Origin of the sequence: Bacteroides sp. HPS0048, from assembly GCF_964240755.1 — a bacterium.
GTDB lineage: Bacteria > Bacteroidota > Bacteroidia > Bacteroidales > Bacteroidaceae > Bacteroides > Bacteroides nordii.
This window is the reverse complement of the sequence record NZ_CAXSVC010000007.1, coordinates 172948-192534: the sequence shown is the minus strand read 5'-3', so window position 1 is coordinate 192534 and position 19587 is coordinate 172948. Positions and strand designations below refer to the sequence as shown.

16 protein-coding genes are annotated in these 19587 nt (G+C 42.0%); 9 read left to right on the top strand and 7 right to left on the bottom strand.

Annotated elements, in window-relative coordinates; genetic code table 11:
* Positions 1 to 9: 9 nt before the first annotated feature.
* A complete protein-coding gene (gene hemW / locus ACESQI_RS08225; RefSeq protein WP_007486946.1) occupies positions 10 to 1143 on the bottom strand; it encodes a radical SAM family heme chaperone HemW in 1134 nt (377 codons plus the stop codon).
* Between the two features lie 1138 nt (positions 1144 to 2281).
* Between hemW and ACESQI_RS08220 the strand changes: the two genes are divergently transcribed.
* The 3 genes from ACESQI_RS08220 (at position 2282) to ACESQI_RS08210 (ending at position 6957) form a co-directional block, all read left to right on the top strand.
* Positions 2282 to 4438, top strand: a complete 2157-nt coding sequence (locus ACESQI_RS08220; RefSeq protein WP_002562542.1) for a translation factor GTPase family protein — start codon at positions 2282 to 2284, stop codon at positions 4436 to 4438.
* 262 nt (positions 4439 to 4700) lie between these two features.
* The gene (locus ACESQI_RS08215) at positions 4701 to 6254 is read left to right on the top strand and encodes a sensor histidine kinase KdpD (RefSeq protein WP_002562541.1); all 1554 of its coding nucleotides are present in this window, start codon (positions 4701 to 4703) and stop codon (positions 6252 to 6254) included.
* A 1-nt stretch (position 6255) separates the two neighbouring features.
* Positions 6256 to 6957, top strand: coding sequence for a response regulator transcription factor (locus tag ACESQI_RS08210; RefSeq protein WP_002562540.1), 702 nt, complete (start codon positions 6256 to 6258; stop codon positions 6955 to 6957).
* A gap of 383 nt (positions 6958 to 7340) precedes the next feature.
* Here ACESQI_RS08210 and ACESQI_RS08205 read toward each other — a convergent pair whose 3' ends face one another.
* Entirely contained in the window at positions 7341 to 7787 is a 447-nt protein-coding gene (locus ACESQI_RS08205; protein ID WP_002562538.1) for a MarR family winged helix-turn-helix transcriptional regulator, read from the bottom strand.
* Positions 7788 to 7947: 160 nt separating this feature from the next.
* On the opposite strand from ACESQI_RS08205, the gene rpsF reads away from it, so the two are divergent.
* Genes rpsF through rplI form a run of 3 tightly spaced genes read left to right on the top strand, consistent with a single transcriptional unit; the run spans position 7948 to position 9025 of the window.
* Positions 7948 to 8292: a 30S ribosomal protein S6 gene (gene rpsF / locus ACESQI_RS08200; RefSeq protein WP_002562537.1), complete on the top strand. Its 345-nt coding sequence runs from the start codon at positions 7948 to 7950 to the stop codon at positions 8290 to 8292.
* A 2-nt stretch (positions 8293 to 8294) separates the two neighbouring features.
* A complete protein-coding gene (gene rpsR / locus ACESQI_RS08195) occupies positions 8295 to 8567 on the top strand; it encodes a 30S ribosomal protein S18 (protein ID WP_002562536.1) in 273 nt (90 codons plus the stop codon).
* A gap of 14 nt (positions 8568 to 8581) precedes the next feature.
* Entirely contained in the window at positions 8582 to 9025 is a 444-nt protein-coding gene (gene rplI, locus ACESQI_RS08190) for a 50S ribosomal protein L9 (protein WP_002562535.1), read from the top strand.
* 470 nt (positions 9026 to 9495) lie between these two features.
* On the opposite strand, the gene ACESQI_RS08185 is transcribed toward rplI, so the two are convergent.
* Both ACESQI_RS08185 and ACESQI_RS08180 read right to left on the bottom strand, forming a co-directional pair.
* Positions 9496 to 9711 carry a hypothetical protein gene (locus ACESQI_RS08185; RefSeq protein WP_002562533.1) on the bottom strand — a complete coding sequence of 72 codons (216 nt, stop codon included), beginning with the start codon at positions 9709 to 9711 and terminating at the stop codon, positions 9496 to 9498.
* A 158-nt stretch (positions 9712 to 9869) separates the two neighbouring features.
* The gene (locus tag ACESQI_RS08180; RefSeq protein WP_221649516.1) at positions 9870 to 11543 is read right to left on the bottom strand and encodes a long-chain fatty acid--CoA ligase; all 1674 of its coding nucleotides are present in this window, start codon (positions 11541 to 11543) and stop codon (positions 9870 to 9872) included.
* 174 nt (positions 11544 to 11717) lie between these two features.
* Between ACESQI_RS08180 and mtaB the strand changes: the two genes are divergently transcribed.
* The 3 genes from mtaB to ACESQI_RS08165 are packed head-to-tail and all read left to right on the top strand — an operon-like array spanning position 11718 to position 14598.
* A complete protein-coding gene (mtaB, locus tag ACESQI_RS08175) occupies positions 11718 to 13034 on the top strand; it encodes a tRNA (N(6)-L-threonylcarbamoyladenosine(37)-C(2))-methylthiotransferase MtaB (RefSeq protein WP_025866705.1) in 1317 nt (438 codons plus the stop codon).
* 5 nt (positions 13035 to 13039) lie between these two features.
* Positions 13040 to 14071: a glycosyltransferase family 2 protein gene (locus ACESQI_RS08170; protein ID WP_373125732.1), complete on the top strand. Its 1032-nt coding sequence runs from the start codon at positions 13040 to 13042 to the stop codon at positions 14069 to 14071.
* A 5-nt stretch (positions 14072 to 14076) separates the two neighbouring features.
* On the top strand, positions 14077 to 14598 hold the full coding sequence (locus tag ACESQI_RS08165; RefSeq protein ID WP_122201878.1) for a methylglyoxal synthase: 522 nt from the start codon (positions 14077 to 14079) through the stop codon (positions 14596 to 14598).
* Between the two features lie 227 nt (positions 14599 to 14825).
* Here the strand turns inward: ACESQI_RS08165 and folB are convergent, their stop codons facing one another.
* The 3 genes from folB to ACESQI_RS08150 all read right to left on the bottom strand — a co-directional run bounded on the left by folB (position 14826) and on the right by ACESQI_RS08150 (position 19095).
* Positions 14826 to 15197, bottom strand: a complete 372-nt coding sequence (gene folB, locus ACESQI_RS08160; RefSeq protein WP_373125730.1) for a dihydroneopterin aldolase — start codon at positions 15195 to 15197, stop codon at positions 14826 to 14828.
* Between the two features lie 63 nt (positions 15198 to 15260).
* Positions 15261 to 16271, bottom strand: a complete 1011-nt coding sequence (locus tag ACESQI_RS08155; protein WP_195660228.1) for an acyltransferase family protein — start codon at positions 16269 to 16271, stop codon at positions 15261 to 15263.
* Between the two features lie 121 nt (positions 16272 to 16392).
* Complete coding sequence (locus ACESQI_RS08150; RefSeq protein WP_025866708.1) at positions 16393 to 19095, bottom strand: 4-alpha-glucanotransferase; 2703 nt, start codon at positions 19093 to 19095, stop codon at positions 16393 to 16395.
* Between the last annotated feature and the right edge of the window lie 492 nt (positions 19096 to 19587).

Genomic DNA, 19587 nt, shown 5'->3' with positions numbered 1-19587 from the left:
GTCTTTGTGTTATTCTTCTACTTTAAGTAAGTCGCTCATGATACTGTCGGATATGAATATCCCTTTGCGGGTGAGGCGTAGATTGCCTTCCCTTTCTTCCAGCATGCCGTTTTTAATAGAAGGGGCGGCCATGTTGAGGCAATATTGCCACAGTTCCGTACCGAACTCTTCTTTTAACTTTGTTAGTGAAAGCCCCTGGCTGGTACGTATGGAAGTGATGATACATTCATTGTATCGTGTGGTAGTATCCAGAATCTCCGTTTCGTAAACTCGTTCTCCGCTTTCAATTCCCAGGAGATATTTATTGAGGGAAGCTATGTTCCATTCTCGTTCACGACGGTTGAATGAGTGTGCCGACGGGCCACAACCTAAATACGGAATTCCCTGCCAATATGAGGTGTTGTGCCGTGAAGGGTATCCCGGGCGGCAGAAGTTGGATATCTCATAATGCTCATATCCGGCTACCGTGAGCCGGTCGATGAGGCTGGAGAAGAAGTGCACGCTACTTTCCTCGTCTACTTCGCTGACGCGGTGTTGTTGCAACATCTTATATATAGGTGTACCTTCTTCATAGATCAGGTGGTAGGCAGAGATATGTTCCGGGTTCAGTGCGATAGCCTGCGTCAGATCATGTTCCCAGCGTTCTGCCGTTTCTCCGGGCAGTCCATAGATGAGGTCAATGCTGATGTTTCGGAATCCTGCTTCCCGGCAGCGTTCTATGGCAGTGATCGCTTGTGCCGCTGTGTGCCGGCGATTGAGCAGGCGCAGAGTAGCCTCGTCGAAAGTCTGTAATCCCATACTGATACGGTTGAATGGCAGCTTGGCAAGCGTTTGCACATATTGCGGAGTGAGATCGTCCGGATTGGCTTCTAAAGTGATTTCTTGCACTTGCTTCATTCCGTAAGTCTTTTCAATGGTGTCAAATACTTGTTGAAAATCTTCTCCGGAAAGCTGCGATGGAGTACCACCGCCAAAGTAGATCGTCTCTATGGGTTCCCCTTGCAGGTATTGCCGGCGTATCTCCAATTCGCGGCAAAGGGCGTGGATGTATCTCTCTTTGAGTTCACTGTGTGTGGTGGAGTAGAAATCACAGTAGATACAACGGGTTTTACAAAAAGGAATATGAATGTAGATACCTGCCATAGTCTGGTTATGTTGTTTAGTCCGCAAAAGTAAGATTTTAGGTTCATAAAGTGGTTATCGTGTGTGAGGATTTAACTATTTACTATACCTGTTAGTGGAATTGATTCAAATCAGATCGGAAATGAATCAGTTCACCACAGAGGACACGGAGGGCGCAGAGATATTATTTTCTCTGATGAAACGCGGATGATCGCAGATGAACGCAGATTAAAAAACTGTAGTTCTTTATTTTATCGTTATTTCCCTTTGCGAAAATCTGCGTTCATCTGCGTTTCAATAAAGATTTAAAACTCTGTGTCCTCTGTGGTGAAATATATTCAAAACCGTACAGTGACGAAGATTATGACCCTATCTTTTCGATAGCGGAAGTACCTGTAGACGGCATCGATCCCCTTGTTCGGTGTTGTACTTTGTCTTTCTCAGAAAGGAATGTTCCTTTCCCCGGTGTGCAGTCTTGTTTTAGATGTACATGTAAAGCAGCATGAGATGCACATGTCGTGCTGTCCCACATGCACATGTCGTACCGCTTTACATGTACATCTAAAACAACGTTACACACCGAGGCTTCATACGTTACTCTACGAGATAGAACTTTATCAATACCGGAGAAAGAGACTGATAGCAATGACAAACACCATTAAGTTCAAAACTGAATAGTAATGAGCAAAACTCACTACAGAGTTTCACAGAGCATTATTTATCTAATAAAACGCGGATTAACACAAATAAACACAGATTAAAAGATTGTAGTTCTTTATCATCTATTTGTTTCCCTTTGCGAAAATTTGCGTTCATCTGCGTTTCAATAAAGATTTAAACTCTGTGGAACTCCGTGTTACTCTGTGGTGAAATACATCCAAATCCATACAGAAAGGAATCAAACTTTTCCCCAGCGTATTTATCTGTATTTTAATAATTACCCATCGCCTGTCGCACCTCCCCGTACGGGAAGCACTCGGCTCCGGGTAGGAGGTTGTTCCTCGGAGCCGAGGAAGAAGATTTACGCAATGTGTTGCATAACATTGTTTAGTAACACTGTGTCCTTTGTTGCTTTTCCCCTTATTAATTCCTAATTTGCGACACTTAAATAAATGGTATGCGAGAACATACTGAGTAATTCATTTAAATCTTATTGATTATGAAGGTATATCAGACGAACGAAATTAAGAACATAGCCCTCTTGGGAAGTTCTGGATCTGGGAAAACCACTCTCGTGGAAGCAATGCTTTTCGAGAGTGGTGTTATAAAACGTCGCGGAACTATTGCCGCAAAAAATACAGTTAGTGACTATTTCCCCGTTGAACAAGAGTATGGCTACTCCGTTTTCTCCACCGTATTCCATGTAGAATGGAACAATAAAAAGCTGAATATGATAGACTGTCCGGGTTCGGACGACTTTGTAGGAGGCACAGTTACCGCACTGAATGTGACCGACACCGCAATTATTCTTCTCAATGGCCAATACGGCGTTGAAGTTGGTACACAGAATCATTTCCGCTACACCGAAAAATTGAATAAACCCGTCATTTTCCTTGTCAACCAGCTTGATAATGATAAATGCGATTATGATAATATCCTTGAACAATTAAAAGAAGCTTATGGCTCAAAAGTGGTTCCTATCCAGTATCCGATCAATACAGGTCCCGAGTTTAATTCGCTGATCGATGTCCTGTTGATGAAAAAGTACTCCTGGAAACCAGAAGGGGGAGCCCCTATCATCGAAGATATTCCTGCCGAAGAGATGGATAAGGCTATGGAATGGCATAAGGCACTTGTAGAGGCTGCTGCTGAAAATGACGAAGAACTCATGGAAAAGTTCTTTGAGCAAGACTCGCTGACAGAAGACGAAATGCGCGATGGTATCCGCAAAGGACTTGCCGCCCGCGGAATGTTCCCCGTATTTTGTGTATGTGCAGGCAAAGACATGGGAGTACGCCGCTTGATGGAGTTCTTAGGCAACGTTGTTCCGTTTGTTTCTCAAATGCCAAAAGTAACTAATACGGCCGGAAAAGAAATAGCTCCTGATGTAAATGGTCCTACCTCTCTTTATTTCTTCAAAACGAGTGTTGAACCCCATATCGGTGAAGTATCCTACTTTAAAGTAATGAGTGGAAAAGTACACGAAGGTGACGATTTGCTCAATGCCGACCGTGGCTCAAAAGAGCGTATGGCGCAACTTTACGTAGTGGCCGGCTCCAACCGTGTCAAAGTAGAAGAGCTTTGCGCAGGTGATATTGGCGCTACCGTAAAACTGAAAGACGTAAAAACAGGCAATACACTGAATGGAAAAGACTGCGATAACAAATTTAACTTTATTAAGTATCCTAATTCAAAATACTCGCGTGCCATTAAACCTGTCAATGAAGCAGATGTGGAAAAGATGATGAGTATCTTGAACCGTATGCGTGAAGAAGATCCGACGTGGGTTATTGAACAGTCTAAAGAATTGAAACAGACACTGGTGCATGGACAGGGAGAATTCCACCTCCGTACTTTGAAGTGGCGTCTGGAAAACAATGAAAAGCTACAAGTGAAATACGAGGAACCGAAAATTCCCTACCGTGAAACAATCACAAAAGCTGCCCGTGCCGATTATCGTCATAAAAAACAATCGGGTGGAGCCGGACAGTTCGGTGAAGTACACCTCATTGTCGAACCTTATAAAGAAGGCATGCCCGTGCCCGATACTTATAAGTTCAACGGACAGGAGTTCAAGATCAATGTAAAAGGAACAGAAGAAGTCCCATTGGAATGGGGAGGAAAATTGGTATTTGTTAACAGTATCGTAGGTGGTTCTATTGATACACGTTTCCTGCCTGCTATTTTGAAAGGTATCATGTCTCGGATGGAACAAGGTCCGTTGACGGGGTCCTATGCCCGTGATGTACGCGTTATTGTTTACGACGGAAAGATGCACCCGGTAGACTCCAATGAAATCTCATTCATGCTGGCAGGACGTAATGCTTTCAGCGAAGCCTTCAAGAATGCCGGTCCGAAGATTCTGGAACCTATTTATGACGTAGAGGTGTTTGTACCGTCGGATAAGATGGGCGATGTGATGGGTGATCTTCAGGGACGTCGTGCCATGATTATGGGTATGAATAGCGAGAAAGGGTTTGAAAAACTAATAGCTAAAGTACCTCTTAAAGAAATGTCTTCTTATTCAACAGCGCTTAGCTCACTCACCGGAGGGCGTGCTTCGTTCATTATGAAATTCGCAAGTTATGAACTTGTGCCTTCTGATGTACAGGATAAGTTAATAAAAGACTTCGAAGCCAAACAGGTGGAGGAGTAATTATTCGTTTATAATGCTTTAGCCGTCCTTCTTTCGTTCGAAAGGGGGGCGGCTTTTTCACTTAACAATGATTAAGAAAAGTAGAAATTCCTAAGAGAAAGATTTAATTTTTTATTAAATTTGCAAACCAAAGGATATATTGTTTTGTTATAGTCGTCAGAACATGAGCTAAATATTACCTTTCGGTTAATTTACGAGAATGTACGATTAAAATAGGTTAATGTGTTAGGTATGTTAATTAGGGAGTGTTAATTTTGTTGCTATGAAAAAGTCAACAATCTGGATATTAGGTATTGTAATGGGTCTTTCCTTCCTCGGATTACTTTACTTACAGGTAAGTTATATAGAGGCAATGGTGAAGATGCGCAAAGAACAATTTGATAACTCTGTGCGTAATAGCTTGTATCAGGTATCAAAAGATGTGGAATTTGCGGAAACCGACCGTTGGCTGAGGGAAGATATTACTGAAGCGGAACGGAAAGCGCTGACCGCTTCCTCTTCTATGCAAGGGGATGATTTGGTGCAGCAAACACAGCGATTTACGGTGAAATCACCGGATGGAAGAATAATGACGGACTTTGAATTAAAAGTAATGACTAACAAACCGTCAGAGTTGCCCAAGATGATGATTTCGCGCAGACATGGTGGAAATACGATTCCAAAAACATCGAAATCTTTGCTCGATGCAGTTAAGAATCGGTATATGTATCAGCGGGTTCTGCTCGATGAAGTTGCACTGCAAATGGTTTACCGTGCCAGTGACAAGTCGATAGGCGAACGCGTAAGATTTAAAGATCTGGACGACTACCTGAAGTCGGCACTTCTTAATAATGGAATAGAATTGCCTTATCACTTTACGGTGGTCGATAAAGATGGGCGGGAAGTATACCGCTGTGCGGACTACGAAGGGAAAGGAAATGAGGATTCATATACTCAGCCGCTTTTCCAGAATGACCCGCCGGCTAAAATGAGTATTGTAAAGATACACTTTCCCGGGAAAAAGGATTATATCTTTGATTCGGTGAGTTTTATGATCCCGTCAATGATATTCACTTTAGTACTGTTGATAACGTTCATCTTTACTATATATATAGTATTCCGTCAGAAGAAGCTGACAGAAATGAAGAATGACTTTATCAATAATATGACGCATGAGTTCAAGACACCGATATCAACCATCTCATTGGCGGCACAGATGTTGAAGGACCCTGCGGTGGGTAAGTCACCACAGATGTTCCAGCATATATCGGGAGTGATCAATGACGAAACGAAACGGCTCCGCTTCCAGGTGGAGAAAGTGCTTCAGATGTCAATGTTCGACCGTCAAAAGGCGACGCTCAAGATGAAGGAAATTGATGCTAACGAACTGATAACAGGGGTGATTAATACGTTCACTTTGAAAGTGGAACGATATAATGGTAAGATTACATCGAACCTTGAGGCCACCGATCCTGTTATATTTGCAGATGAAATGCATCTCACGAATGTGATCTTCAATCTGATGGACAATGCGGTGAAATACAAGAAACCGGAAGAAGAACTGTTGCTGAACGTCAAAACCTGGAATGAACCGGGTAAGCTGATGATTTCTATACAGGACAACGGTATTGGTATAAAGAAAGAAAACCTTAAAAAGGTGTTCGATAAGTTCTATCGCGTGCATACAGGTAATCTGCACGATGTAAAGGGCTTCGGATTGGGATTGGCCTATGTGAAGAAGATTATTCAGGACCATAAAGGAACCATTCGGGCAGAGAGCGAATTGAATGTAGGAACTAAATTTATAATTGCATTACCTTTATTAAAAAATGATTGATATGGACGAGAAACTGCGTATTTTATTGTGCGAAGATGATGAAAATCTTGGCATGCTTTTAAGAGAATATTTACAGGCAAAAGGTTATTCTGCTGAGTTGTATCCCGATGGGGAAGCTGGTTATAAGGCTTTCCTGAAGAATAAATATGACTTGTGTGTGTTTGACGTAATGATGCCTAAAAAAGACGGATTTACTTTGGCACAGGATGTGCGTGCTGCCAATGCCGAAATTCCTATTATCTTCCTGACTGCAAAAACACTGAAAGAAGATATTCTGGAAGGATTCAAAATCGGTGCGGACGATTATATCACCAAGCCGTTTAGTATGGAAGAACTTACTTTCAGAATCGAAGCTATTCTGAGACGTGTACGCGGAAAGAAAAATAAAGAAAGTAACATCTATAAGATTGGTAAGTTTACCTTTGATACTCAGAAGCAGATTCTTGCTTCAGAAGGAAAGCAGACGAAACTGACTACCAAAGAATCTGAGTTACTTGGCTTGCTTTGTGCACATGCCAACGAAATCCTGCAACGTGACTTCGCTTTAAAGACTATCTGGATTGATGATAACTACTTCAATGCACGTAGTATGGATGTGTACATCACTAAATTGCGTAAACACCTGAAAGAAGATGACTCTATTGAGATTATCAACATTCATGGAAAAGGATATAAATTGATTACTCCCGAAGTTGAAAACTAAGGAAGGAGAAAAAACGAAACTAAAAAAAGGGCCGGAAATATTCATTTCCGGCCCTTTTTTTAGTTTCGTTAAATATTAATCTGCTATTTTCTTATTAATGATAATATAAGAAACAAGACCTAATACTACCAAGAGTATCGAAGTTCCCAAAATAGTATTGTTATTTACATTACCAGTCAGGGAGCAGGCGATCAGAATAATTACTCCGACCAAAATTAATATTAATCCTAAATTCTTTAATAAGACTTTCATGTGTGTGTATTTTAATAGATTATTTTATTCCTGGTCACAAATTAAAGCATAATTCTTTAACGGGCGAAATTATTTATGCAAAAAAACTATTAATCAGCGTAAATAGTCTGTTTTTACATACTTGCCAATACTTAATCTTTCGTATTGAAGAATATTTTTCTTAAGACTTCCTGACTTACGCTTAACTCTTCTACAGTGATGCCCTGTAGAGCCTCCATAAGGGTACGATTAGCTATAATACGTGCTTTTTCCTCTAACTCCTTACCGGTTTTGGTTAAGTGGATGAGATTGGTACGGCGGTCTTTTTTGTCTGAAATGCGGACAACCAAATGTTGGCGTTCCATATTATCTATCAATCGGGTCATACTGGGTTTATCTTTAAAAGTTGCATTACACAACTCTTGTTGTGTAACTCCGTCTTTTTCCCAAAGAAAAATGAGCACGGTCCACTGTTCGGGACTGATTTCCAAACCGCCCTGACGGAAGTTACGATACAGTTTCCGGTTTATAGCCGCGGAAACCTTACCATTGAGAATGGCAAAAATAAGCCGGATGTCAAAGTTAAATTGTTCTATCATGAAATTATTGTTTCAACAACTTTGCAAAGGTATAGCTCTTCTGTGTAAATTCCTATCTTGTGATACAAAAAAAGATTAAATGTTTGTAGTTCACAATAAAATGCCTAACTTTGCACCCGCATTTTTAAATCAAATAATTTATTTATTTAATTAAACGAGTATGAATCAATACGAAACCGTTTTCATTTTAACTCCCGTTTTATCTGATGTTCAGATGAAGGAAGCGGTAGAAAAATTCAAAGGTATCCTTCAGGCTGAGGGTGCTGAGATTATCAATGAAGAGAACTGGGGACTGAAGAAATTGGCTTATCCTATTCAGAAGAAGTCTACAGGTTTCTATCAGTTAATCGAGTTCAACGCAGACCCGACTGTTATCGACAAGTTGGAGTTGAACTTCCGTCGTGACGAACGTGTTATCCGTTTCTTGACTTTCAAGATGGATAAGTACGCTGCAGAATATGCTGCAAAAAGAAGAAGTGTTAAATCAAGCAAAAAGGAGGATTAATCATGGCACAACAAGTTCAATCAGAAATCAGATATTTGACTCCGCCTTCAGTAGACGTTAAGAAGAAAAAATACTGCCGTTTCAAAAAGAGTGGTATTCGTTATATCGACTACAAAGATCCTGAATTCTTGAAGAAATTCTTGAATGAACAGGGTAAAATCCTTCCGCGCCGTATCACAGGTACTTCTTTGAAGTTCCAACGTCGTATTGCGCAGGCTGTGAAGAGAGCACGTCACTTGGCATTGTTGCCTTATGTAACTGACATGATGAAATAAGAAGGAGGAAAAGTATGGAAATTATATTGAAAGAAGACGTAGTAAACTTGGGTTATAAGAATGACATCGTAACTGTTAAGTCTGGTTATGGTCGTAATTATTTGATCCCGACTGGAAAAGCTATCATCGCTTCTCCTTCCGCAAAGAAAATGTTGGCTGAAGACCTGAAACAGCGTGCTCACAAACTTGAGAAAATCAAGAAAGATGCTGAAGCAATGGCTGCTAAATTGGAAGGTGTTTCTTTGACTATTGCAACTAAGGTTAGCTCTACAGGAACTATTTTCGGTTCTGTAAGTAACATTCAGATTGCTGAAGCGTTGGCTAAATTGGGTCATGAAATTGACAGAAAGACAATCGTTGTAAAAGACGCAGTAAAAGAAGTTGGTTCTTATAAAGCTATCGTAAAATTGCATAAGGAAGTTTCTGTAGAAATTCCTTTTGAAGTAGTTGCTGAATAAGATTTAGAACTTACTAAATATAGAAAAGCTTGATCTCGAAAGAGATTAGGCTTTTTTTTATGTGTCAAGGTCAGGGGGGGATGTTTGCTTAAAAAGCAACTATCTCTTTTAAAGATTTGCAGGATGGGGTGGAAGAAAAGTGTTGTTTATCTGTAATTACTTGATATTCAATTTGAAAACAATCTAATGTATCCGATATAAAGAATAGTATTTAATAGGGTGTTAAATAGGTACTTTTGTGTACCCAAAAAACGTACTTTTAAGTATGAAAAGTACGTTTTCTTATAATGAAGAGTTTCTATATCTTGGGGAATTGTTAATGGTGTTAATATGGAATGCTTAATATGGGGTTGCGCATTTGATTGAGTGTTTGTTGAATGTGTTTTTTAAGTGTCAGATGGAAGTATAAGGTACAAAAAAAGTCTGTTCGTGTTTTACACGCCAGACTTTCAATTCTCTCAGAGCTAAAATTATTCAGCTACTACAGTTTCTGTTACTGTTACGCTATCAACAGTTACTGTATCCATTGCCGCTGCTGCTTCAGCTGCTGCTGCTTCTACTGCTGCGATTGAGTCAGCGATACGGATAGAATCTGCTTCTGCTTTTGCTGCTTCAGCTGCTTTGTTTCCACAAGATGCGAATGATACTGCTGCGATAGCTGCGAATACTAAAACTAATTTTTTCATTTTCTTTGCTTTTAAAATCTGTAATACAATCAATTGCTTATTAAAACGCTGCAAAGATATGTACTTTTAGAATACGTTGTTCTCGAAAAGCCAACTTTTTTTATATTTTTTTTTGAAGTATACTTTCTATTTGTCTCACAACATGTTTTAAAACATACCTAATTCACTGCTATACTATTATATAGATAGCGTTTAATACTTCTCTTAGGTGTTTTTTCAAATTCTGTTGGGTAGAGTTGTATTTGACTTATCTTCTCATAGTTGGCTACAGTTGCATTCAGATTCTTTAGATTTTCATCCATGATGGTCTTTAAATTGTCCGGTTGATTGAGGCCTAATGAATCTAAAGACTCGTAATCTGCATATACAAGGGCTACCAACTTCTTATTTCTTTCAATAACAAGACTTTCGAGAATGAAAGGCAGGTTATTTAGTTTGGCTTCGATTTCCTCCGGAAATATATTTTGTCCGCTCGAACTTAAAATCATCGTTTTCAATCGTCCGCGAATGAAGATATTGCCATTGGCATCCATGGTTCCCAAGTCACCTGTGCGCAGCCAGCCGTCTTCGGTGAATACTTCCTTGGTAGCATCCGGATTTTTGTAATAACCGGTCATAACATTCTCACCCCGTACTTGGATTTCTCCTGTTTCAGCTTCGGGATTTTCTTTGTAAATGCGTGCTTCCATAATGTCAAGTATCTTACCGGAAGAGGTAGGGATAAATTCATTCCATGGGGCATAACTGATGAGCGGACCGCATTCTGTCATTCCGTAACCAATAGTAAATGGGAATTTGATCTTGTGAAAGAATTCTTCTACTTCCGGGTTCATAGCGGCTCCGCCAATGATAATTTCTTTGAAACGTCCTCCTAATGCATCGATCAGCTTTTTGCGAATCTGACCATAAATCTGGCTATCAAGTAAGGGGATACTTAATGCCCATTTCATACCTTTTTTATTGATAAGAGGCTGGATCGTGTTTTTGTATATCTTTTCGATAACGAGCGGAACAGTGATTATCAGATTGGGTTTTACTTCCTCGAATGCTTTCATTATGATCTTCGGAGAAGGGGTTTTGCCGAGCAGGGTAACGTGCGTACCTACAGCCGTGGCCGTCAGAAAATCGAACGCACAGCCATAAGCATGTGCTAACGGAAGGAAGGAGAGTACTTTATCTCCTTTTTTCAGTAGTTCGGTGCGGATTCCGAAGGTGACATTTCCTGCAAGATTGTTTCCTGTCAACATGACACCTTTACTGAAACCTGTGGTACCGGAGGTATAGTTCAGCAACATGACTTTATCGTTGGAAAGCGTGGTATATTGCACATCTTCCCGGTGGAATCCTTTGGGGTATGCACGGTGCATTTCATTGTCCAGATGTTTGATGAATTTCTGTATCGTTTCACCGTCACGCTGATACAGACAACGGAAGTCAGTAAGCGAGAATACACCGCGGAGTCCGGTCAGTTTTTCTTCTTCGAGATTGTCCCAAATGGTATCGCTGGTAAAGAGAAAAACAGATTCCGAATGGTTCACAATATGATGTACGTCGTTCGGGTTGAAGTCCTGAAGAATCGGCACGATGATGGCGCCATAGGTGATTGTTGCCATATAAGCGATGCACCATCGGGCATTATTTTTTCCGATAACGGCTATTTTGTCACCACGTCGGAGGCTACAATGTCTGAATAATAGATGGAGGCGGGCTATCTCTTCGGCCACTTGCCCGTATGTGTAACCAGAGTCCTCGTCATAGTCGGTATAACAAGGCAGGTCCCAGTTTTCTTGAAAGCTATTCTCGTATAGCTTAATAAAATTCTCTTTTATCATTGCACGTTTTTTAGTGAATTGTGCAAAAATAGGAATAATAATTTAATTAGGAATCAAAAAATAGTAATTAAAGTCTATGAAGAGGTTAAATCCTTTAGTTGTTAATTCCTAATTTTTAATACTTAATTCTCATAGATTGTGTAACTTTGCATCCAATATGCGTTTGTTAAAATTATGATAGATACCACTGTATTTCAGGATAAGACAGCTGTTTACTATACTTTAGGCTGCAAATTGAATTTCTCAGAGACCTCGACTATTGGTAAAATCCTGCGTGAAGCAGGTGTGCGTACGGTGCGTAAAGGCGAGCGTGCGGATATTTGTGTGGTTAATACATGTTCGGTGACGGAGATGGCAGATAAGAAATGTCGGCAGGCCATTCATCGGTTGGTGAAACAGCATCCGGGAGCTTTTGTTGTGGTGACGGGATGTTATGCGCAGCTTAAACCGGGCGATGTGGCGAAGATTGAGGGAGTTGATGTAGTGTTAGGTGCTGAGCAAAAGAAGGATCTGCTTCAGTATTTGGGCGATTTGCAAAAGCATGAAGCCGGAGAAGCGCATACAACGGCTGCAAAAGATATTCGTTCGTTTGCACCTTCATGCTCACGCGGAGATCGTACCCGCTTTTTCTTGAAGGTACAGGATGGCTGTGATTATTTCTGTTCTTATTGTACGATTCCCTTTGCCCGTGGGCGGAGCCGGAACGGAACGGTTGCTTCTATGGTAGAACAAGCCCGTCAGGCTGTTGCCGAAGGTGGAAAAGAGATTGTACTTACAGGTGTGAATATTGGTGATTTTGGTAAGACTACCGGAGAGACTTTTTTTGATCTGGTGAAAGCACTGGATGAAGTGGAAGGCATTGAGCGTTATCGGATTTCTTCCATAGAACCCAATTTGCTGACGGATGAAATTATTGAGTTCGTATCCCATTCCCGCAGATTCATGCCACATTTCCATATACCCTTACAGTCCGGATCGGATGATGTACTGAAGTTAATGCGGCGTCGTTATGACACGGCTTTGTTTGCTTCCAAAATAAAGAAGATCAAGGAAGTGATGCCCGATGCCTTTATTGGAGTAGATGTAATTGTGGGTACACGTGGTGAAACGGATGAATATTTTGAAGATGCCTACCGCTTTATTGCCGGATTGGATGTGACTCAGCTGCATGTATTCAGTTATTCGGAACGTCCCGGTACACAGGCTTTGAAGATAGATCATGTGGTGGCTCCCGAAGAAAAACATAAGCGTAGCCAAAGATTGCTAACTCTTTCGGATGAAAAAACGCAGGCTTTTTATGTCCGTCACATCGGGCAGACAATGCCTGTACTTATGGAAAAGACCAAGGCGGGCATGCCGATGCATGGTTTTACGGCCAATTATATCCGGGTAGAAGTGGAAAATGATCCTTCGTTGGATAATAAAATGGTCGATGTGTTGTTGGGAGAGCTTAATGAAGATGGTACAGCGTTGAAAGGCACTATTCTATAAAGACTATGAAAAAGATATCTGTTGTTATATTAAACTGGAACGGTTGTGACATGCTCCGCTCTTTTCTTCCGTCGGTGCTTTGCCATTCCGATAGGGATGATATAGAGGTTTGTGTGGCCGATAATGGCTCTACGGATTCTTCGGTCGCCATGCTTCGGGATGATTTCCCAATGGCTCGTTTGATCTTGTTGGAAGAGAATCACGGCTTTGCAGAAGGATACAATCTTGCTTTACAAAAGGTGGATGCGGAGTATGTGGTTCTGCTTAATTCGGATGTAGAAGTAACGGAGAATTGGCTCGAACCACTTGTCAGTTATATGGATGCTCATCCTGAAGTAGCTGCCTGCCAGCCCAAAATACGTAGTTGGCGACAGAAGCAGATGTTTGAATATGCCGGTGCAGCCGGTGGATACATAGACCGTTACGGCTATCCTTTTTGCCGGGGACGTGTGATGAATGAAGTGGAAGAGGACCGGGGACAGTATGATACGATTACTCCGGTATTTTGGGCTACGGGAGCAGCTTTGTTTATCCGCCGGGCGGATTATATGGATGCAGGTGGACTCGATGCCCGCTTTTTTGCCCATATGGAAGAGATAGATCTTTGCTGGCGGCTTCGCTCACGCGGGAGGAGTATTGTTTGTATCCCTCAAAGTGTTGTCTATCATGTGGGGGCGGCAACGCTGAAAAAAGAGAGCCCGCGGAAGACTTATCTCAATTTTCGTAATAATCTTGTCATGCTTTATAAAAATCTTCCTCCACAGGAGTTGAATAAGGTGATGCGCGTACGGGCTTTTCTCGACTATGTAGCCGCCCTTCAGTACTTACTGAAAGGGCAGTTGGATAATGTAAAGGCAGTGTTTCATGCACGGAGTGAATATAAACGGCTTCGTTCTTATTTCCTGAAAGCCCGTGAAGAAAATCTGAGAAAAACTTATGTCGATTCTATTCCCGAACGAATAAAAAGCAGTATCTTGTGGCAGTTTTATGTGAAGGGACGGAAACGTTTCTCCCAATTGTCTGACTTTAAAGGATAACGCAAATGGAAAAAAAGTTAGTAAGAAAAATAGGTCTTGTGGCACATGATGCCATGAAAAGAGATCTGATTGAATGGGTGCTCTGGAATTCAGAACTGTTGATGGGACATAAGTTCTATTGTACGGGAACGACCGGTACGCTGATTCTTGAAGCATTGAAAGAGAAACATCCCGATGTTGAATGGGATTTTACGATTCTGAAATCCGGTCCGTTGGGAGGTGACCAACAGATGGGTTCGCGTATTGTGGACGGAGAGATCGATTATCTGTTCTTCTTTACCGATCCGATGACGCTGCAACCACACGACACGGATGTGAAAGCATTGACCCGTCTGGCCGGTGTGGAGAATATTGTATTCTGCTGCAACCGCTCTACAGCTGACCATATCATATCAAGTCCTTTGTTTATGGATCCCGATTATGAACGGACTCATCCCGATTATTCCGGCTATACCAAGCGGTTTGAAAACAAACCGGTAGTGACCGAAGCGGTAGCATCGGTAAACAAACGAAAGAAAAAGAAATAGTGCTTCCCGCACGGGGAGGTTCGGCAGGCGATGGGGGGAGTCAAAAATGAGTTCCCTTCTGCGTTATCCCCGTGCTGAATTCAATCGATTCTCGACTGACATTCCCGGCTCCGGGGAACAGCTTCCTCCCCGGAGCCGAGGACACTCCTCCCCGGAGCCGAGGATATTCCTCCCCGGAGCCGGGGAAAAGTACTCAATGATGGGGTGAAATTCTTCCTCATCATCTCTCATGCTCTGGTGCAAAACATCTCCACACCTGCTGCATCAATATCTGCTCCCATGGGTGGATTCCGTTTGGACAACTTTATTTCTACTTCTTCAATGGCAGGAAAATCCCGGAATAATCTTTCTGCAATACGTCCGCATACATGTTCCAACAGTTTGGAGGGGATTCCCATTTCTTCTTTCAATAGGGTATATACGTCGGCATAACTCACCGTATCCTCTACTGCATCTGTCTCAATGGCGTGTGCGAAACCGACTTTTAATCTCAGGTTGATATAAAACTCATTCCCCACAATCGTTTCTTGTGTAGCTACTCCGTGATGGGCAAAGAAGAGTATATTCTCTAAATGTATATAACTGGCGTTTATATTCATGACTGTATTTTGGCTTGAAAAGATGAATACTTTTACAAAGATACAACAAACCGGATAGAACTCTTACCTGATTCTTATCAAATCTTTCTGCGCCACCACCTGGGGCATTACTTTCAGGAAGAAGGGCGTTACGGCAATGCAGATGCCCAATGTTATGAATAGCAGTGTGAAGGCTAATGCCCATTCGTTATGAATATACCGTGATGCGAACTGACCGGAAAAATGAAGTATCGGTGCATGAATACCAAGCGTGATTACCGAATAACGTCCTAAGTAAGAGACTACAGGTATGTGTTTTACCCTCTTGCACAGCAACATAATCATAAAGATACCCGCAAAAGCGGCTATATAGAACTGGAAGATATTGCCATGATAACTGTTGGTACGCATCCCCGGGGTGAAAGCAACGAAATACATGATGGCAAGTGCGGCAATGATAAACAGAGGGATCAGCTTGTCGAGCCGATGCGGAAAGAGAAAGAAATTGTAACGGCGTATCCAGAAACCTGCAACGTAGAATGGCAGAGCTGTCATGGCCACATCTACATACAGTGGCAGCTCAAAACGGTATTTCCCCATGAAGAAACCGATTGCTCCGATGAGCAGAGTGAGGGCGAATACAAGTTTCAGATGTCTGTCTCGTAAGAAATGGAGTAAATAGAATAGAATATTACAATTGAACAGTGCAATCAGAAACCAGATAGGAGGGTTGAACTTGATTAAATCGTGCCCGTGAAACACAACAAGTAATTCACTCCATTGTACCGGCAGATGAAATACACCGGGGGCTATTTTCCATACGACATACTTTAGCAGAAAAGCTCCGACATAAAAAAAAGTGAATGGGATAAGTAGCTTGTTGATTTTACGAAGGAAGAACCCTAAGAAGCCTTCATAAGATTTAAAGAAGATACCGGATATGAAGAAATAAAGCGGCATGCGGAAACAAGATACCATGGAGTCTTCATCAAACCTGGTAAATGCTCCGCCAATGTGGGCCATAACTACCAGAATGATGCAAACGCCCTTGGTGAGGTCTACAAAGTCAATGCGTTTGCTTTTGTTATCTTCCATTGTTGTGTTTGTCTCATTTTATGGCCGCAAAGATACAGGATATCTTGATAATAACAACGCCTCTCCCGGTTGATTTAATAGGGAGAGGCGCTTTTTATGAAAATCAGGAGATGACAGGAGCTTATTTTTCCGGCTTTCTTCCTGTCTGTTTAATCAACTCTTTTATTTTCTCGTTCAGGCTTTCTGCTTTCATCAGCTGTTCCAGCGTCAGATGCATGCGATAGCGCCAATAGTGCCGTGGGTTGGCAGGTATATTGATACGTTCTTCCTGTACGTTTGGATTACGCCATTTTCCATCTATTGCCAACCAGTCCTGCAAAGAGAGGATGCAGAGGATGGAATTACTGTACAGATGGTTGCGGACTACTTCTTCGCACAATTCCGGAGTAGCTACTGCCGGAGCAGCACCGTAATGACCAAGCATGGTGTTGTAGTAACGCTGTGTCTGCTGATAATCTTCTTCCCACCAGCCACGTAAAGTAGACATGTCGTGTGTTGAGATGGTACAGACAGAACGGTACGGATATTCATTCAAATGACCGAATTCATAAGTTGGATTCTTTGGCATGCGCTGTATCTCAAGACTGAGAATGCGCAGGTCGTTCATTACCCACGGGACGCAGTCGGGGATCATGCCGAGATCTTCACCGCATACCAACATACGGGTAGATTGTGTCAACTGTGGCAACTTGTTCATTGCTTGCTGCTGCCAGAACTGGTTATGGCGATGATAGTAATACTGATCGTACAAACGGTTGAAGGCAGCTTTTTCCCAGTCGTTCAGCGAACGGTAGATAAAGTCGTGTTGTACGCTGATACGCGGGTGGTATTTATCTGCTTCCTGACGGTCGGGGACAAACAATACATCACTGATCAGTGCGTACAGTCCGTCACGAATCCATATACTATCCTCGTCTGTTTTTCCGGCAAAGAAGGCTTCTACTTTACGTTGCGTGTCAAACTCATCACGCATACGGTATACCTCCCAGGTATCAGTTGGCTCGATAAATGTCTGTTTCACATAATCGGTGTGTGGTCCGAACACTTGTCCTAAGAAATATTCGTGTATATAAGGTTTCAGGAATTCTTCACGGAAAGGAAGTCCATAACTTTCTATCTCTTCCCGGCTCATTGGCAGGGCGGGTACAAACTGTCCTAATAGTCCGTGAACGGCATGCATCGGTATTTCCCAGATACGGAAGAAACCTAAAATGTGGTCGATACGGTAGGCATCGAAGTATTCCGCCATTTTACGGAAACGTTTCATCCACCAGCTGTAACCATCTTGTTCCATAACATCCCAGTTATAGGTTGGGAATCCCCAGTTTTGGCCGTTTACAGAGAAGTCATCGGGTGGGGCACCGGCTTGACCGTTGAGGTTGAAATAGTAGGGCTCCGTCCAGGCTTCCACACTGTTACGGCTGATACCGATAGGAATGTCACCTTTCAGTACTACCCCGTTTTCGCGGGCATATGTAGTCGCTTCAAGCAATTGCAGATGTAGGTTGAATTGGATATAGAAATAGATTGAGATAAAGGGATAATCGACAGCTCCCGGTTGGCACATCTTTTCTATCTCCTCTGCGTTGTATACGTTATGGCGGGGCCATTCGCGGAAGTTAGGCGTTTTGAAAGCATCGCGCAGATAACTGAATACAGCGTATGGTTGCAACCACTCTTTGTTGGCTTCAAAGAATTTCTTGAATGCCTTGGAAGCTAACACCTTTTCACCTTCCTGGCAGAAGATAAGACGGAAGTATTCCCACTTTGTCTGATTCACTGCTTCGTAGTCAATTGTAGAAAGTGCATTCAGCTCTTTCTGCTTTTGATTAAAGGCGGCAGCTGCTTCTTTGTCTTTCAGTGTACCCATCTTTTTGAGATCGGCATACATGGGGTGAAAAGCATAGATAGAGATACTGTTGTACGGATAAGAGTCCGTCCAGGTGTGAGTCATCGTCGTATCGTTAATTGGCAGGATCTGTACTATTTTCTGGTTCGTACTTACAGCCCAGTCAACCATGCGTTTCAGGTCTCCGAAGTCTCCTACGCCAAAGCTCTTATCTGATTTTAACGAGAATACGGGCACAGCAACGCCGGCACCTTTCCATGCGGGGATATTAAAATAGACGTACCGGTCGGAGATGACAAGCGTTTCGTTCGCTTTCAATTCCGGGTTAGCCATATAGCGATTTGGATTATTTTCCCATGTTTCGGCACGTTTCTCCTTTTTATTGTAGAGAATGAATTTGTATTCCAGCGGGAATTTAAGTTTGCTTGCATCCATCTCAGCCTGCCATTCTGGGAAATTGATATCACTCATTAACAATGCTTTGTCAGGATTCCAATCGCCCAATACTTTCTGATTGCCGCAGATAGCCACACAATAGTCTTCGTTGATGCGTGGAGCATATGCTTTTATCACTAAGCTTTTTTTGTAACTTTGAGGTACGCCTGCTCTACTGTGATGTGCCAGCAATGATTCGGTAAAAGCTGAACTATAGAAGTACTGCTGTTCCGGAAGATTCTTCCAACAGTCATTGATGCAGTATCTTTTCTTACTGTCATCTGTTAGATATAGGCGGCGGGGAAAACTGTTCCACTCATTGCGGACCACTTTTCCGTCTTGCCAGATGAGATAACTATAGTTCACAAATTTTTCATTAGGGACTTGTATTTCAGTCTCTGCTGTCCAGTGAATTCCATCTACAGTGCGAAGGGGAATGGAGTATTCGGGATTGTCTTCTCCCAATTCGGGGATGGAGCCCGTGACTCTTACTTCTTCTCCCCAGCTGGTACGATATTCAATATTAAATGATACTATCATATATATTAGATTTTGATTATGAACGATTGATTATGCAAGTATAAGACATTCTTTTTATATATTGTGTATCTGAATTCTTAGAAGTAATTTAAAATGTTATGCAAACGTTTGTGTTGGGATGTACTTTTCTTTTGCCTTGATGCAAAAGAAAAGATCAAGGCTGCATTTTTTCTCCTACTCACTTCCTTCGTTTCGCTAAAGGGGCTCGAACTCGCTTCGCTCAGACAATCGCCCCTTTTTAACGCTCCGCTACGGGCATTCGCTTAACGGAGAAAAAATGAGGCCGCAGCGGTTATGGCAGGACCGGGGGGATTTGGGTTATGTTTTGAGATCCTATTTACATATAGAACTTTAGAACCTATTTATCTTTTATTCTGTAACAGATAGCAAATAAATCGCTCCATAATTTAATCTCATTCATACTATATTAGTGCATTCCTGCCGAATGGTTCCCTCGGCCTCATTTACGTAGCGTTAAACAAAACTCCGGCA